Source organism: Halodesulfurarchaeum sp. (assembly GCF_036626455.1).
In the GTDB taxonomy this organism is placed as follows: Archaea; Halobacteriota; Halobacteria; order Halobacteriales; family Halobacteriaceae; genus Halodesulfurarchaeum.
This window is the reverse complement of record NZ_JAZKRK010000001.1, coordinates 26,607-42,167: the sequence shown is the minus strand read 5'-3', so window position 1 is coordinate 42,167 and position 15,561 is coordinate 26,607. Positions and strand designations below refer to the sequence as shown.

The following is a 15,561-nucleotide window of genomic DNA, read 5'->3' as shown; positions in this document are numbered from 1 at the left end:
AACCATCAGATCAGGCCTCCTGATACTTTGTAAAGCCGCCGATTCCCAAACCAATAACTGCCGCGAAAATTCCAAAAACAGGGAGAACGGTTTGATATCCGACGACAGCCGAAGAGAACAGGACTTCCGACAGGCCAGGGAGGGTAAGTGGGCCGAGTGTCTGTCCCAGGCGGAGAACACTTGTATTGACACCCAACATACTGGCCCGCTGATCGGCCGTTGCGATATTGACGATCGCACTGTTCAACGATGGCATGATTAAGCCAAATCCAGCACCGTACACGATCAAGAGCACTGCAATATGGAGTGGAGAGCTGGCAATCCTGACACCCAATAGCGCAACCCCGTTGAGAACGAATCCAACGATGATCAACGCATTCATCGACGTGATCGCCTGCAATCTTCCGTACCGGGCCGCTATTACCGCATTAGAAACCGAAACCACCGAAATAATGATGCCCAAATAGGGCTCTTGGGTGCCGTACTTCCCAGAGAGTAACAGCGGAACTGCTGTGAGGACCGCTCCGTAATAGAGAAAGAACGTAGCAAACGCTGCCACATATATTCCGAAAGCCGTGGGCTGCGTTGCGACCTCCCAGATCTGTGACAGCTGCGCTTTTGTTGATGTAGTTTGTGAGGTTTCTCCTTTTTCGATGAGTGGGATGGCGACGAGACCCACGACGATGCTAATCCCAAAGAAGACAAATGGAAGCTCCCACCTGATGCCGGCTAACAGGCCACCGATCAATGGGAACACTGCCGCTCCAAGCCCGAGCACACTACTATTCAGACCGATCACCGCTTTTTGGCGGCTCCCTTCGTAGTAATCGCCAGCCAGTGTCAGGGAAAGCGTAACGAGCGCACTGCCCCCTATCCCCTGGACGAATCTAAGAACCAAGACTTGTTCGTATGTTTTGGTGAAGGCGATCATGGATCCCGCGACACCGAAAAGCAAGAGCAAGGGAACGAGTATTCGACGTCGGCCGAACTTATCGGCAGCAATTCCTACAAATGGCGTTATGAGCATCCCCGGGATCGTAAATACGGTAATAATGAGACCGATTTGGGTATCTGAGACGGCAAATACGGTTCGAAGGGCGGGAAGAACCGGACTGAGGAGTGAGACGCCCATCACTCCTATGAGAGAGTTTGCGAGGATGATATGGAAACGGGGGGAAGACCAGGGGGCTCCTCGGCCGGTCGATGTGTTCTCGTCTGTCATCGGCTATCTTGAACGACTGAGACTGTGAATGGTTCCTCCAGGCCGTTCCGTCAGTTTTGAAATTTTGCGTCTACCCCTTATATCCTCGCATCATCAACCAAATTCTGGTCAACCAGGAGAATATATCGTGACAAACTAAGCCCAAATCAACGGAAGTGGGCAGGTGTGATTGGGCCAGGATTTATCAAAACCGGTTTACATGGTAGGTCCAAAATCCCCTTTAATGAACAAGAACAGATCGGTAGATCATCATTCTGCCTGGTTTATTGCAATTCTACTGTGGGCAACAACCGCCGGTATGACAGCGTTTGAAATCGTCCCAGCAAGTGTCCTCTCTCTCCTGGTTTCCGATCTATCCGTTACTTCGACTGCCGTGAGCTGGTTGGTCAGTATCTTCATTCTGGGAATGGTCATTCTTTCGATTCCGGCTGGGGTGCTTCTCGACAGACGGAATAATCGACACATCATACTCATTTCGGTCGTTTTGTTTCTCTTCAGTACGATTTGGACTGTATTCGCGAGTCTCGCGGGTTCGTATTGGATGGTTCTTTTTGCGCGCCTGGTTGCAGGGGCTCTAAACGTCGTGATTTGGACGGCCAGTGTCAATATCGTTGGAACGGCTTTTGACCGGACGCGACAAGGGACTGGAATCGGATTTCTCACGACTAGCATCCCTGGGGGATTTGCTATTTCTCACGTACTTACACCGGTACTTGCCGGTTATATCGGATGGGAGCGAAGTTTTGTCGTTTATGGTATAATGACAACCATTGCTGGGTTGGGATTCTGGTTGTACACTCGAGAGTTTGACTTACGGACGAAGGTTATGGTTCCGTCCCGCCGGGATTTCCGTAAGGTGCTTCAAAATAAATATGTGTGGGGAATAGGGGGGCTCGCTTTTGCCGCGTTTTCCCTCAACATGTTTTTCAATAACTGGCTTCCAAGCTACCTTGCCTCCGAGTTCTACTTTTCACTCACGCAAAGTGGGATATTCGCAGCCGTGTTTCCGGCGATTGGCATGCTTGCTCGTGTAATGGGTGGAACCCTCTCTGACCGATGGTTGGGCGGCCGACGGAAGCCGATCGTATTGGGCTCGTTCATCGTCATCGCCCCAATCATCGTTGGAATTGCGTTATTGGAGTCAGTTATTATTCTTCTCATCGCTCTCGTAATAGCTGGGTTCGTAACGCAAATGGGGATTGCAGTTTTGTTGCCTTATGTTCGTGAGATTGTTGATCAGAGTGTTGCCGGGACGGCATTATCTGTCCTGAATCTCGTCGGTTTTTTGGGAGCGTTTTCCGCGCCGGTGTTAACTGGTTATCTCATTGATACAACTGGGGGATATGGTACCGCGTTCGGGTACGCGACTGCTTTGGCGGTGTTCGGAATTGTACTGTCCTGGGTAATCCCAGATGTGATTCCGACCTCAAATACCGTCCCGGCTCACAACAATGAATGATCGCAGATTTATAACGTAAAGATCACGTAAGCGAAAACAATAAATTGCGGTCTTTCACTGGGGGAATAATAGAAAATTCGTTATTCGGTCAAAGACATTCCCGGCCCAATTCACAATTGTAAATTATTTTCTGACCGATCCCATTTCATACAATACTCAAATATTTTGGTATTCAGTTTTAATTACTATTTTGGATATATTACTCATCACCTTTTTCGACGTTAATGTCTGAAATTGATTTCTTAATTTAATTTAATAAGTTTTTATCGATTTTTTACATTAAAACGTATTTGCTTCGTCAACTCATCGCAAAATTTTAGTCAGTTATTGATTATTTATTTGAACAAAGACGGATTCCGCAGTACCATCTGCGGGCGAATGGCCATCAGTAAGATCCGGTTTACCAAATACTTGTCCACGCACCCGTGGGAATGTAATAAGCCAGTGAAACCAATTTTAGCTTGTTATTTTCTCAATTTTCGACATCCTGAATAGCACTGTCAAGAAATAATCATAGATTTGTTACTGTGCTAACTAAGGCTGTGAAACCCCATTATTATCCGATTACATAGTCGCTTCGTTCTCTCTGAAGGCCCGTTTCCACTTTTCCACCGAGAGTTCTTTTGGAAGTGTTCCAACTTTGCCCGTGAAGGGGAATGGCTTTTATTATACACTTGATTTGTTTCGCTATACATTCCTGTATTACCGCCATTTAAGTAATAATACTGTTGACTGAAATTCCTTAATTTATATCGCTAATCTAATTGGAATAGTTGACCTTGTTCAAGTGATTGATATGGCATTTAGGAGGTTTTAAATATACTCAAATTTATGATGGTTCTAATGAATTACCAGAAGTTTTGATTCGAAGCTAATATTTTGTGAGAAAATCCAGACCGCCCAGATTACAAAAACGGCAGTATCGCTTGATCAACGATCGATTATTGGTCAATCATCGCTATTTTATTCTACAACCGGGATTTCTGCGATGAAAATCGTCCATTCAGGCTCGTTATCTTCGATGTGAACCTTGCTATTATAGCGATCCACGAGTGTATCGACAAGGTCCAGTCATATTCCAGTAGCTTCACTCTCTAGTCTTTTCTCACCTTGCTGAAAGAAACGGCAAATTATGCTTAGAGTTAAATCGAAAACCAATTTAATTATCTAAGTACCATCCAATTTAAATCACAATTCTTATTACCTACTGTGGCTTAATCCAGTTATGTTGGATTTATCCATCAGTCGATTTGCATCGGGACTATTGAAATCAGCCCAGTCCGGGAATAGCTCCCGCACTCAGAACATCCAGATCATCCAGACAAATCGTCAGCGCAATCGGTACTGATCTCGAAAGCGTCGTGATATTTCGACGATTTCGATTTGCGTCCTTCAATTCCTGATCAGTTATTTTGAGGGTTTAGGACAATTAGAGGACGAAGTCCGGAAATCTACGGAAGTACGAGGAAAAAGCCCCTTGCTTTAGCACGGGGATGAATCCAATAATCCACCACACCTTCCACCGTCCAATTGCATGGCTGGATATTCGCTGACAATCTGCATCATTAACTAACTTTATCCACATCGGTTATGTATGGCGAAACAGGTCGTCACCCGCACCTATACTGCCTCAATTCGGGACCAGTCACGGGTCCAAGACGAGCTTGATGCCCTCGGGTTCGCCGCGTCGAAACTCTGGAACGTCGGACGGTGGGACTGCGATCGTGTGTGGAGCGAACTCGGTCACATCCCCGGTCACCCTGAACTCACCGCGGACCTCAACTCCCACGAACGGTATGATGACCTCCATTCACAGTCAAGTCCGTGAGTCCCTCAAGAACTCACTGAAGCGTTCACCGGCTGGTACAGCAAACGCTAAAACGGAGACCTGAAAGCGAACCCGCCGAAGTATCGCAAACACGGCGACAACCACTCGCGTTCGACGATTACATTCAAAGCCGCCGGCTTCAAACACGACACTCAGTACAGCCGTGTCCGGCTTTCCAAGGGGTCTAACCTGAATGAGTATTGGTCGGAGTTCATGCTTTGCGAGTACCAGACCAGACCGGACGTTGACCTCTCCACCGTGGAGAACGTCCAACAAGTGCGAGCCGTCTGGACTGATGACGAGTGGGAACTACATTTCGTGTGCAAAGTCGAAATAGAGGTATCTGAAACTCCCGGTGAGAAGACTGTAGGTGTCGAATCAGAACCAATGAGTCGGAAAATGGGGACGACGAGTCAGTGGGGCAATCGGACGATGTCGGTCCGCAAGGCCGTCAGGACGCGTAAAGGGACCGCAGAAATAGGGGCGATAGCGAACTCTGAATGATTATTTACAAGCGACATTTTGTGACGACCTATGCGACGGCCAGCTTTAGAAAATCGCGAATTTTTCCATAACTGCAAGGACTAATTATGCTTCTCTCGAACACCGCCCTTCTCTCGGATCTTGTCCTCACAGTTTGGACACACGCGAGGTTGCGTTTCCCCGTTTGGCGCGAAGACTCTCACGTAGGCTTCAGTCACCGCTGAACCACAGTTCCGACATGTGGGCATACATGTCCCACGATAGTGAAGGGGAAAACGTTGGCCATCTACAGGCGGAGGAGGCCAAGTGCCTTGGGGTCGTTCGGAAATCGAAGATTTCCGTGATCCCGAGAATCTTCGATTCTCGAACGACTTTACCCCGAGGCGGTTCACAAGGGGTTTTGAGCGGAAGCCGAAGAACGACAAACGTATGCTGTTGTCCACTCACCACGCCTTCCATATGAATATCCATTTTATGAGAAGTACAACCCAACTCAGTGTAAGTGATCTCTTCTCGGACTCATATTGATCGCCTTCGAAACGCGGTCAATTCAAACTTCACGTTTTGATATAGAATGATATCTGCTATCCATCACCCTACTGGATGATTGTTTGGATACCTACAACCACTCACGCATCCCTAAATACTGAGTTACTTGGGGCAAAAACCTGTCCTAACAGTTTCCTAACAAAGTAAAAATCGGATATGCCTATAACAAGCGCTGAATTCCGGGGGTACTGTCGTTCAGGCTTTGAACATCTAGAGAAAGCCGGTGAGGGGATTTGAACCCTTGACCTAATCCTTACGAAGGATTCGCTCTACCAGTCTGAGCTACACCGGCGCGGACATTGCTCAGTATTCGCAGTGCAGGAATAAGACTTGCGATCGGACCAGATCAGATGCAAGCAGCGGGATCACTCCGCCTCTGTTGAGTCCACACGTTGGAGTTCGACATCGAGGACGATGTTGACCTCGTGTGGTGCATAGGTCCGCACTTCATGTCGAGTTTCGACAGACATCTCGTAGGACGGTTCGGCCGCATTCCGAATCGCAGTTTCACCTGGTTCGAAGGGTGCCGACTCGTGTTGAATATCGTAATAATGCAGCACTGCTCGATCACTGGCGAGTTGCACTGCTGTATCGAGGAATTCGTTCGCCGAATGTGGCAGGTTCATGATGATTCGATCGGCCCAGTTCTCGTACTCCGAGGCGAGGTTGCGAACATCTCCCACGATTCCAGTTACTTCATCTTCGACACCGTTTCGACGAGCGTTGTCCCGAAAATATTCGATCGCTGTTTCGTTCACGTCTGAGCCGACGACCGTCGCCCCCTTTTTGGCCATTGGGATCGCGAATGGTCCAACCCCGGCAAACATATCGAAACCGTGCTCTCCCTCCGTAACTTGCTGGATAACTCGATGTCGTTCGGTGGCGAGTCGAGGTGAGAAGTACACTTCGTCCAGGTCGAGGGCAAACACGGACCCGTATTCTCGATGGACAGTTCGGGTCGAATCCCCCCGAAGCACGTCCCAATCCCGGGTCCGTGTTTGTCCCTTCACTTTTGACGCCCGATTGAGCACGCCGTCGATTGGGAGATCTGATTTCCAGAGGGCATCCGCGACGTTCTGTTCATGTTCGGGCTCATCTACATCAATGATGGCCAAATCCCCGAGACGCTCGTAGCTCGGTTCCGTACCGAGCACGTCTGCCGGCATCGTTTGGGTCTCCCGCACTGGCGGGTCGTAGGGAACAACGGTTAGATCTTCTGGCACTGCTGTCGGGTCGGAAACGGGTATGTACACATACTCATCCTCTGCATCGAGGTCCCACTGTTCGGCCAGTAATCCAGCGTCTGCGAGCCGATGCCTCGTCAACTCGCCTGCGGATCGCTTGACGCGAACACAGGGGACTGCCATGAACGAGTGTGGGACCTGGGTTGGCTTACAGGTGGCGTTTTCCCCCGGTCGAAACGCCTACCCCGTTTCCCCTTGGAAATGATGTATGCTCAGTTTCGTCGGTTTGGGGCTCTACGACGAGCGGTCCGTGCCAGTCGACGGCCGAGAGAAGATACGGGAGGCCGATGCCGTCTTCGCCGAATTCTACACAAGTGAACTGGTCGCCGCAACCGTGACGGATCTCGAGTCGTATCATGACGTATCGATCAAGGTTCGTGACCGTGCCGGAGTCGAACAGGATCCAGCACCAATTTTGGATGCCGCAGAGTCAGGAACCGCTGTCTTTCTCACCGCTGGCGACCCTACTGTCTCAACGACGCATGTGGATCTTCGTCTTCGAGCACATGAACGCGGACTTGATACCCAAATCGTTCATGCCCCCACCGTGCAAACGGCTGCGAGCGGATTGACCGGGCTTCAAAACTACAGGTTCGGGAAAGCAACGACGATTCCGTTTCCGTGGGCTCACGGCGGCGATGGGGTTCCACAGTCGGTTATCGAGACGATCGAGGACAACCTCGAGCGTGGCCTACACACGATCGCGTATTTAGATATCAAAGCAGAATCCGATGACCTGCTGTCAGGTTCCGAGGCTGCTTCGCTCCTCGCAACACACTGGCGTGGAGATATGCTTGGAGTCGTCGTTGGACAGGCAGGAAGTCCGGATCCGGTCGTTGTGGCCGATCGAGTCGACGAACTCGCGGAGGATACCTTTGGGCCGGCACCACATCTGCTCATCATTCCCGGAGATCTCCACCCGATCGAAAGAGACGCGCTCGAAGCGTTCGCCAATGCGCCCTCCTCACTCCTGGAGTAACGGCTGTGATCCGGCAATTCACCGACGCACAATCACTCGCAAAACGTCTTCGTCCTTCAGCGAGTGATCCTGGCCAACTTGTTGTTCGTCGTGTTTCGCACTAGGTCCGGTCACACGAGCAAATCGGAACCGTTCGTCCAAGGTCCCACCAAGTTTCGATAGCGCGTCTTCGACGGTTTCACCGCGCTTGAGAATGAGTGGATCTTCGTAATCGATGCCTCGACCGGGTTTGTCCATGTAGATCCGGATCAAGCCCAGTTCTTCCCAGAGGCGTTCGACGAGTGTGTCGAGTCCCCGATCTTTCTCCGCACTGATGAAAATCGCTTCTGTCGGGTCGATATCGTGCTCCCGGATTTTGTTTCGCATCGTCTCCGCATAGCTTGGATCGATGAGGTCGACCTTGTTCACGATTGTGAGTGAGGGAAGGTAGACACGATTGTCCATGATTCCGTCGACAAGTTCGTCAATGTCTGGATCCCCACGAATCGTAATGATGGCGTTGACGAAGCCGTGTTCGCGAAGCACATTTTTTACGGTCTCCTCGTCGAGGGAAAGCTCAGTCGAGGCGTTGACGTCGATTCCGTCTTTCCCCTTCTTCCGAACGGTGATGGACGGTGGTTCCCTATCCAACCGAATATCGTTCCGGTAGAGGGCTTCAGCTAAGGGATCGTAATTGTCTATTTCGAACGCGGAGAGCATGAACACGATTAGATCGGCAGTTCGGATGACCGAGAGCACCTCTCGACCCGAACCGCGACCCCCTGCTGCACCCTCGATAAGACCGGGAACGTCCAGCAATTGGATGTTGGCACCCCGGTAATCGAGCATCCCCGGATTCACGTCCAGCGTGGTGAAATCGTAGGCTCCAACCTCGCTGTCCGCGTTCGTAAGCGCGTTGATCAACGTCGACTTTCCAACGCTCGGAAAGCCGACGAGTGCAACTGTTGCATCACCGGACTGTTGGACGCCATAGCCACCGCCGCCACTGCTCGATTCCTGCTGGGTTTCGAGTTCGTCCCGCTTCTCCGCGAGTTTCGCTTTGAGGCGGCCGATGTGGGACTCCGTGGACTTGTTATAGGGGGTCTCGGCGATCTCCTCCTCGAGCGCCTCGATCTCCTCTTCAAGTCCCATTACTTCCGGCTATTCGGCAGATGCCGAAAAGGTTGTCCACTTGTGGCGAGTGCACCAGTATCGGTTCGTACCGATCACTCCTTCACGGAAAAGACAAGGGTTAAACCCGATCATCGACTGGCGTGCAATATGGCTGATACGATCGAAATCCTCGTCGCTGGCGGCGAGGCCGACCCGGGCCCGCCACTCGGACCAGAACTGGGACCAACCCCAGTTGACGTCCAAGCTGTTGTCCAAGATATCAACGACGAGACGGCACCGTTTGACGGAACCGAGGTCCCAGTGACGATTGATTACGAAGACGACGGCGCCTTTGAAATATCGGTGGGCGTTCCACCGACAGCGGCGCTCATCAAGGACGAAGCAGGGTTCGAAACCGGAAGCGGTGACCCAGAAACGAACTTCGTGGCCGACCTCTCGGTCGAGCAGGTGAAAACCATCGCTGAACAGAAGGTTTCGGATCTGCTCTCCTACGAAGTCAAAGCCGCGGCCAAAGAAGTGGCCGGGACCTGTGTCTCACTCGGTGTGACCATCGAAGGGGAAGACGCACGAACGTTCAAACAGCGAGTCGACGACGGCGAGTACGACGACGCTCTTGAGGCTTGAGCCGGCTGCTGGACGGTTCGACGGGTTTAAGTTAGCTTCGAACCCTTTCTTCAGGCGAGACAGGCATCGCCTGTTTCACTGACCCGTAGGAGATCTGACCTGAGAAGGTCGTAGACTACGGAGGTGAAAAATGGCAGACTCTGCTATCGAAGAGGCCGTAATTCGCGCACTCGACGAGGCCCCGGAGCGAGCGTTCCGGGAAACGGTAGACCTCGCCGTGAATTTGCGTGATATCGACCTAAATGACCCATCGAATCGTATCGACGAAAGCGTCGTCCTTCCGGAAGGAACCGGTCAGGAGACCTCGATTATTGTCTTCGCGACCGGCGAAACGGCCATCCAGGCCGAGGACGTCGCCGAGGAAGTCCTCGACGAAACCGATCTCGAGGACCTCGGTGACGACGACGATGCCGCCAAAGACCTTGCCGCCAAAACCGATTTCTTCGTGGCGGAAGCCGCAATGATGCAGGACATCGGTCGCTACCTGGGGACCGTGTTAGGCCCCCGAGGGAAGATGCCGACACCCCTACAGCCGGATGATGACATCGTCGGGGTAGTGAATCGAATGAAAAACAGCGTCCAGATCCGTAGTGGTGATCGCCGAACGTTCCACACGCGTGTGGGCGCCGAAGATATGTCGGCCGAGGACGTCGCCGAGAACATCGACGTGATCCTTCGCCGACTCCACGCGGACCTAGAAAAAGGGCCACTTAACGTGGATTCCGTGTATGTGAAAACTACAATGGGACCCGCCATCGAGGTGACCTAAATGACGGCCGAAGCCGAACACACCACCGAAAAGGTTCCCGAATGGAAACGGTCGGAAGTCGAGGACCTCGTTTCACTCATCGAGTCGTATGACAGTGTCGGCATCATCGACATCGAGGGCATCCCGAGCAGACAACTGCAGGAAATGCGGGCCGAACTGTACGGCACCGCTATGCTCCGAATGAGCCGAAACACGCTCTTGGAGCGTGCGCTGGACGCCATCGACGAAGGGTTCGGAGATCTCGTTTCGTACCTCTCTGGTCACGTTGGACTGGTTGGGACCAACGAGAATCCGTTTGCCCTGTACCGCAAACTCGAACAGTCCAAAACTGCAGCTCCCATTAGCGCGGGCGAAAACGCCCCGGACGACATCGTTATCGAGGAAGGCGACACGGGAATGGACCCCGGTCCCTTCGTCGGTGACCTACAGAACGTCGGAGCCGCAGCCCGAATCGACGAAGGATCGATCAAGGTTCTGGAAGACAGCGTGGTGGCCGAAAGCGGAGATCGCGTGACGCAGGATCTTGCGGGCGTCCTTGGTGAACTTGATATCGAGCCAAAAGAGGTCGGCCTCGACTTGCGAGCCGTCTTTGCCAACGGCGTGCTCTTCGAAGCCGACGAACTCGAAATCGACGTCGAGGACTACCGAGCAGACTTCGAGGCTGCAGCAGCAACTGGCCGCAACCTCGCAGTCAATGCCGCTATCCCGACCACGGAATCACTGCCACCACTGCTCGCGAAAGCAAGTGGCGAAGCGAAGAGTCTCGGGTTGCAGGCAGCAATTGAAAGTCCGGACCTCATGGACGACCTGGTCTCGACGGCCGACGATCAGGTCAAAGCCATTGCGTCCCAGATCGAGGACGAGGACGCGTTGCCCGAGGAACTCACCGACATTGAGCCTCCTGGCGGGGCCGATGTCGCTGAGACACCCGACACAGCCGCAAAGACAAACGACCAACCCGACGAGGCAGACGCCGAGCCAGCTGACGAAGACATCGAAACGGACGATGACGACGAGGACGCTGGCGGCGAAGGCCTTGGAGAAATGTTCGGATAACACCCATGGAATACGTATACGCAGCACTCATCCTGAACGAAGCCGACGCAGAGATCAACGAAGACAACCTGACCGACGTCCTGGAGTCCGCAAGCGTGGACGTCGAAGAGTCCCGTGTCAAGGCCCTGGTCGCCGCCCTCGAGGACGTCGACATCGAGGAGGCAGTCGCACAGGCTGCCGCAGCCCCGGCCCCCGCAGCAGGTGCGGGCGCTGAGGCCGAAGCCGAGGAAGAAGACACAGAAGAGGAAGAGGAAGAAGAAGCAGAAGAAGCTGAGGAAGAGGAGGAAGCTGAAGAGGAAGAGGAGGAAGCCTCGGGCGAGGGCCTGGGCGACCTCTTCGGCTAATCCGTCAGCGGAACCCACTTTTTTCGTTGCACCGGAGCCGTCAGTGACTATCAAGAGGTGAGTCGCCCATCCTCACTCGTCAATGCAATTCCACGACTCGCCGCCCGGGAAGTCCTCAAGTTCTTCTCTCATGCCGTCGAGAACCGGAAACCGTTCGTGGCGTCGCCGTTCGAGACATCGTAGCAATCGCCCAGCCCACATGAGTTTCCGATTTTTTTCCATCGAGACGGTTGCATCGTCGAACTGCCACCCCGGGAAAGTGAGTTGGTCAGCCCCAAAATGGTCCGCCAAGAAGGCGGCCCGATCACCGTCAGTGAATCCGCCGAAGTTCACGACCCGTTCCGTGGGTTCGACCTGGGTGGTACCAAATACATGGTTTTGATCGAACCGTGGTAGGTACCGTTTGACTGCCGGAATGTTGTCCCCATGCCCATGGATGCCGATTGGAACTCCAGCTTTGCTGAGTGTAATGTGGGTTTCGGGTGCCTTATCAAGATCTGTGATGCCCAAATCTGGAGAAATGCCTGCGTGCTGAAGTACTCGAGCGGCATTGGAAACAGCGATTACGCGATCCGCTGTTCGAACCTGTTCTAATTCACGTTCGAGGGTTTTGCTCCCACCTGCAATGGCAACGGTTTCCCCGGCAAAGTCGAGCCGGTCGAAGTCAAAGACAGTGCTCAGATCATCCAAGACGTCCCGTGCACGTCGGTCTGCCGTGGGATCGTATTCAAAATCCCGAACGACCAGCTGATAAATCGGCCCCCACGTCTCGAACTTCATGGCAATAGCTATGCGGTCAAAATATGTAGGAACCCTGGTTTGAGCCGGAGACCCCGACCGATTGTACCCCTACCCAAGGGGTCCGGCCTCCAATCTTCGATTTAACCTCATCCGGTATAAGTTTTCTTGTAGAATACGCCGATGACGGGGGCAGGCGGGGGGTCAAATCCTGCCACATAGCTTTTTGAAATGCCGGCCCTTGGGAAAGATATGTCGATCGAATTTCGAAGTGAGACCCAAACGGCAACGTTTTACAATCCACTCGAGGACTTCGCCGAAACGGACATCGAGGTCACAGTCCGCGAAGACCCCATAACTGGTCGGCAAACCCGAATCGTCCCGGATGCGTTCATCGAACCGGAAGATGTCGGCGAACTTGAAGACTCAGTCACGGATCCATCGGGCTGTTTCTTCTGTCCGGATACGGTTGCGGATGCGACGCCAAAATACCCGGATTTCGTGGGATTCGACCGTGGATCGGAGGGTGAAGCAACTTCGTTCCCAAACCTGAATCCGTATGCGTCCCATTCGAATGTCGTCGTATTGACGGAGGATCATTACGTTCCTCTCGACGAACTCTCCGAAGAGATCCTCACTGACGGGCTTCGAGCAGCGCTTGAATACGTTCATGCCGTCTTCGAGGCAGACGCCGAAGCGACGGTCGCTTCCATCAATATGAACCTCCTTCCGTCTGCTGGGTCCAGTATCATCCATCCCCATGTGCAAACGGTTGTTGACGACCGAGGGACGACGACCCAGCAGGCCAGGCTCGAAGGCGCGCGTGAGTATGCACGAGATTCTGGCGGTGATTACTTCGGGGACCTGCTGGAGGAAAGTCGCAAGGGGAATCGGCATATCGGCACCGTCGGGGATGTCGAGTGGATGGCCCCGTTCGCGCCTCGACATCATCGCCACGTTCGAGGAATTACACCGAAACCTGGCCTGATAGATGCGGACGCGTCATTTGTCGAGTCGTTCGGAACGGGCATCACCAACGTACTGGCTCAGTACGCCGATATCGGACTCAATAGTTTCAATTTCGGCCTCCACCTCTTCGACGACAACTCGATTCGGCCCCACGTCGACGTTGTCGCCCGATCCGTCTTCGAGGAATACGCGTGGAGCGATGCTACGTTCTTCGAAACGATTCACGACGAGAGTGTCATCGACGTTTCCCCGGAGACGTACGCCCAATCGGTTGCTGAGTTCTTCTGACCGGAGTGTCCGAGCCGGTCAGCGGGTTTTTGTTCCTTCATAGACGAATGTATCCATGGCCGATTCCGCCAGCGGCGACGGCGTGGACCCCCCAGTGGTCGTCGTCGTGGACGCCCAAACACCCGGAAATGTCGGAACCATCGCCAGATCGATGAAGAACTTCGGATTTTCCGATCTTCGCTTGATTGATCCCCCGGAACTCGACCCGGAGGGTGAGGCCTATGGCTACGCTGGTCAGGCTCGCGAAGACATCCTCCCGAATGCAAGCGAAACAACCCTTGAAGCCGTAACCGACCAGTATCACACGGTTGGATTCACTGCTGTCACGAACGAGGACGGCTCGAGTCACGTTCGGTTTCCATTTACAACACCCCAAGAACTCGCGGATTCCCTCCCGATTTCGGCTGTCCCAACGGCACTTGTTTTCGGTCGCGAACCGACGGGGTTGCATAACGAAGAACTCCTGATGTTGGACGAGGTGGCTGCTATCCCGGCGAATCCGGACTATCCCGTTCTCAATCTCGGGCAGGCGGCGACGATCGTCTTGTACGAGCTTCAAGAGTTAGTGCTGGGAGACTCCCAACTGCCAGAACGCGACGAGTCGTATGCGAATCCCGAGGAAGTAGAGCGGTTTCACGATCACGCCGAGACGTTTCTGGAAGAGATCGAATATCCACCCGAAAAACGGGCGAAAACCGGTCGATTGATTCGTCGACTTTTCGGTCGGGTACATCCGACTGGACAGGAACTCGTGACGCTCCGCGGGGTTATGCGCCGGGCAGCGTCGGACCGCCGATTCGAAACCGAGTAATTATCGTTTGCGACCGATGTTGTATGGGTCTGGGTTTCGCTGAAACGGATCCTTATCGACGATTTTTGTCACGACTTGTTGGCTTGTTTTGATGAATCTGGCATATGGCGCATCGAGGATTGTTACCACAAGATCGCGACGGATCGCCGTGAACCCCAGCATGATCAGGACGAAACCCGTGATCATGGTGAGCGTAATCGTTTCCCCGAGGAGAAGCCAGGCCACGAGTGCGGCCGTCATCGGTTCGAGATAGCCCACCAAATTGAGCTGTGACGGACCGACACGGTCGAGTAGGCTGAAGTAAATGAGATACGCCAGGATGCCGGAGAATATCACGAGATACACGAGGGAAATCCAACCGGTGGTCGAGATTTCGAGTCCGACCATCGATTCGCCCCTGAACTGACCCCCAGCCACCAGAATCATCGACCCGGCCAACATGGCCCAAGCCTGGACGCTTTCGATCGGAAGGCCGGATCTCACGGTCCGTGAAAGCACTCCGCCAGCGGCGAAACTCACAGCCGCAAGGAGCACGAATGCGATACCCTTGAGGTAAGTTGGGTCGAGTGATCCTGGATCGGGTTGGGCGATAATGATGACTCCAGCGATTCCCAAAACGAACCCGGTGATCTCGTGAAGTCGTGGCAGGCCGCGTTCGAGAGTGAGACTGGCAAACACCAACGTCAGCACTGGAGCAAGGCTGAGGACGATCGAAGCGACCGCACCCGAGACGATCTGTTCGCCGAGATAGAGAAAGGCGTGATTGGCAAAGATCATGAAGAACGCGACAATTCCTATCAGGGCGAGGTCAGTCCGATTCTGAGGCATGATGACCGGTGCTGAAAGGACGGCGACAGCCATGATGAGTCCGCCCGCGAGCAGGTAGCGGATCCCTGCGAAGTGAAGCGGCGGAAATTCGTGCAGACCGATTTCGATTGCTACGAAGGAACTCCCCCAGAATAGCGCCAGGAGCAAGAACAGCCCCAACGTTCCCTGGGGACTCCGAAGTATTTCTGAAACTCTCATTACTATTACGAAAATTGCGTAGTGTTTTAAAACTTTCTACGAAGATATACTAAAACCCT

Annotated in this window: 14 protein-coding genes, 1 tRNA gene and 1 pseudogene; 9 read left to right on the top strand and 7 right to left on the bottom strand. The window is 53.2% G+C overall.

The window, feature by feature from the left end:
* Positions 1 to 10: 10 nt before the first annotated feature.
* A complete protein-coding gene (locus tag V5A26_RS00220) occupies positions 11 to 1,222 on the bottom strand; it encodes an MFS transporter (RefSeq protein WP_332320007.1) in 1,212 nt (403 codons plus the stop codon).
* Between the two features lie 199 nt (positions 1,223 to 1,421).
* Here V5A26_RS00220 and V5A26_RS00215 point away from each other — a divergent pair, with 199 nt between their 5' ends.
* On the top strand, positions 1,422 to 2,681 hold the full coding sequence (locus V5A26_RS00215; RefSeq protein WP_332320006.1) for an MFS transporter: 1,260 nt from the start codon (positions 1,422 to 1,424) through the stop codon (positions 2,679 to 2,681).
* A 1,594-nt stretch (positions 2,682 to 4,275) separates the two neighbouring features.
* A pseudogene (locus V5A26_RS00210) lies at positions 4,276 to 4,887 on the top strand (RNA-guided endonuclease TnpB family protein); the annotation flags it as partial.
* Positions 4,888 to 5,093: 206 nt separating this feature from the next.
* On the opposite strand, the gene V5A26_RS11390 reads toward V5A26_RS00210, so the two are convergent.
* The 3 genes from V5A26_RS11390 to V5A26_RS00200 all read right to left on the bottom strand — a co-directional run bounded on the left by V5A26_RS11390 (position 5,094) and on the right by V5A26_RS00200 (position 6,908).
* The gene (locus tag V5A26_RS11390) at positions 5,094 to 5,240 is read right to left on the bottom strand and encodes a DUF7563 family protein (protein ID WP_442908711.1); all 147 of its coding nucleotides are present in this window, start codon (positions 5,238 to 5,240) and stop codon (positions 5,094 to 5,096) included.
* Positions 5,241 to 5,759: 519 nt separating this feature from the next.
* Positions 5,760 to 5,833: transfer RNA gene (locus V5A26_RS00205), tRNA-Thr, on the bottom strand.
* 73 nt (positions 5,834 to 5,906) lie between these two features.
* Positions 5,907 to 6,908, bottom strand: a complete 1,002-nt coding sequence (locus V5A26_RS00200) for a class I SAM-dependent methyltransferase (protein WP_332320005.1) — start codon at positions 6,906 to 6,908, stop codon at positions 5,907 to 5,909.
* 85 nt (positions 6,909 to 6,993) lie between these two features.
* On the opposite strand from V5A26_RS00200, the gene dph5 reads away from it, so the two are divergent.
* On the top strand, positions 6,994 to 7,764 hold the full coding sequence (gene dph5, locus V5A26_RS00195; RefSeq protein ID WP_332320004.1) for a diphthine synthase: 771 nt from the start codon (positions 6,994 to 6,996) through the stop codon (positions 7,762 to 7,764).
* 18 nt (positions 7,765 to 7,782) lie between these two features.
* Here the strand turns inward: dph5 and V5A26_RS00190 are convergent, their stop codons facing one another.
* Positions 7,783 to 8,895 carry an OBG GTPase family GTP-binding protein gene (locus V5A26_RS00190; RefSeq protein WP_332320003.1) on the bottom strand — a complete coding sequence of 371 codons (1,113 nt, stop codon included), beginning with the start codon at positions 8,893 to 8,895 and terminating at the stop codon, positions 7,783 to 7,785.
* A gap of 129 nt (positions 8,896 to 9,024) precedes the next feature.
* Here V5A26_RS00190 and V5A26_RS00185 point away from each other — a divergent pair, with 129 nt between their 5' ends.
* The 4 genes from V5A26_RS00185 to rpl12p all read left to right on the top strand — a co-directional run bounded on the left by V5A26_RS00185 (position 9,025) and on the right by rpl12p (position 11,670).
* Positions 9,025 to 9,501: a 50S ribosomal protein L11 gene (locus tag V5A26_RS00185; RefSeq protein ID WP_332320002.1), complete on the top strand. Its 477-nt coding sequence runs from the start codon at positions 9,025 to 9,027 to the stop codon at positions 9,499 to 9,501.
* A gap of 130 nt (positions 9,502 to 9,631) precedes the next feature.
* On the top strand, positions 9,632 to 10,270 hold the full coding sequence (locus tag V5A26_RS00180; protein WP_332320001.1) for a 50S ribosomal protein L1: 639 nt from the start codon (positions 9,632 to 9,634) through the stop codon (positions 10,268 to 10,270).
* On the top strand, positions 10,271 to 11,326 hold the full coding sequence (locus tag V5A26_RS00175) for a 50S ribosomal protein L10 (RefSeq protein WP_332320000.1): 1,056 nt from the start codon (positions 10,271 to 10,273) through the stop codon (positions 11,324 to 11,326).
* Between the two features lie 5 nt (positions 11,327 to 11,331).
* The gene (gene rpl12p, locus V5A26_RS00170; protein WP_332319999.1) at positions 11,332 to 11,670 is read left to right on the top strand and encodes a 50S ribosomal protein P1; all 339 of its coding nucleotides are present in this window, start codon (positions 11,332 to 11,334) and stop codon (positions 11,668 to 11,670) included.
* A 72-nt stretch (positions 11,671 to 11,742) separates the two neighbouring features.
* On the opposite strand, the gene V5A26_RS00165 is transcribed toward rpl12p, so the two are convergent.
* Positions 11,743 to 12,450 (bottom strand): 6-hydroxymethylpterin diphosphokinase MptE-like protein, encoded by a 708-nt coding sequence (locus V5A26_RS00165; RefSeq protein WP_332322153.1) that lies wholly within the window; start codon positions 12,448 to 12,450, stop codon positions 11,743 to 11,745.
* A gap of 210 nt (positions 12,451 to 12,660) precedes the next feature.
* Between V5A26_RS00165 and V5A26_RS00160 the strand changes: the two genes are divergently transcribed.
* A complete protein-coding gene (locus tag V5A26_RS00160; RefSeq protein ID WP_332322152.1) occupies positions 12,661 to 13,665 on the top strand; it encodes a hypothetical protein in 1,005 nt (334 codons plus the stop codon).
* A gap of 55 nt (positions 13,666 to 13,720) precedes the next feature.
* Positions 13,721 to 14,476, top strand: a complete 756-nt coding sequence (locus V5A26_RS00155; RefSeq protein WP_332319996.1) for an RNA methyltransferase — start codon at positions 13,721 to 13,723, stop codon at positions 14,474 to 14,476.
* On the opposite strand, the gene V5A26_RS00150 is transcribed toward V5A26_RS00155, so the two are convergent.
* Complete coding sequence (locus V5A26_RS00150) at positions 14,477 to 15,502, bottom strand: DMT family transporter (protein WP_332319995.1); 1,026 nt, start codon at positions 15,500 to 15,502, stop codon at positions 14,477 to 14,479.
* Positions 15,503 to 15,561: the final 59 nt, after the last annotated feature.

Bases quoted from the DNA above. Each gene is read 5' to 3' on its own strand.
- V5A26_RS00185 (WP_332320002.1), top strand. From the start codon at position 9,025: ATGGCTGATACGATCGAAATCCTCGTCGCTGGCGGCGAGGCCGACCCG.
- V5A26_RS00165 (WP_332322153.1), bottom strand. From the start codon at position 12,450: ATGAAGTTCGAGACGTGGGGGCCGATTTATCAGCTGGTCGTTCGGGAT.
- V5A26_RS00180 (WP_332320001.1), top strand. From the start codon at position 9,632: ATGGCAGACTCTGCTATCGAAGAGGCCGTAATTCGCGCACTCGACGAG.
- V5A26_RS00160 (WP_332322152.1), top strand. From the start codon at position 12,661: ATGTCGATCGAATTTCGAAGTGAGACCCAAACGGCAACGTTTTACAAT.
- V5A26_RS00150 (WP_332319995.1), bottom strand. From the start codon at position 15,502: ATGAGAGTTTCAGAAATACTTCGGAGTCCCCAGGGAACGTTGGGGCTG.
- V5A26_RS00220 (WP_332320007.1), bottom strand. From the start codon at position 1,222: ATGACAGACGAGAACACATCGACCGGCCGAGGAGCCCCCTGGTCTTCC.
- rpl12p (WP_332319999.1), top strand. From the start codon at position 11,332: ATGGAATACGTATACGCAGCACTCATCCTGAACGAAGCCGACGCAGAG.
- V5A26_RS00200 (WP_332320005.1), bottom strand. From the start codon at position 6,908: ATGGCAGTCCCCTGTGTTCGCGTCAAGCGATCCGCAGGCGAGTTGACG.
- V5A26_RS11390 (WP_442908711.1), bottom strand. From the start codon at position 5,240: ATGCCCACATGTCGGAACTGTGGTTCAGCGGTGACTGAAGCCTACGTG.
- V5A26_RS00175 (WP_332320000.1), top strand. From the start codon at position 10,271: ATGACGGCCGAAGCCGAACACACCACCGAAAAGGTTCCCGAATGGAAA.
- dph5 (WP_332320004.1), top strand. From the start codon at position 6,994: ATGCTCAGTTTCGTCGGTTTGGGGCTCTACGACGAGCGGTCCGTGCCA.
- V5A26_RS00215 (WP_332320006.1), top strand. From the start codon at position 1,422: ATGGTAGGTCCAAAATCCCCTTTAATGAACAAGAACAGATCGGTAGAT.
- V5A26_RS00190 (WP_332320003.1), bottom strand. From the start codon at position 8,895: ATGGGACTTGAAGAGGAGATCGAGGCGCTCGAGGAGGAGATCGCCGAG.
- V5A26_RS00155 (WP_332319996.1), top strand. From the start codon at position 13,721: ATGGCCGATTCCGCCAGCGGCGACGGCGTGGACCCCCCAGTGGTCGTC.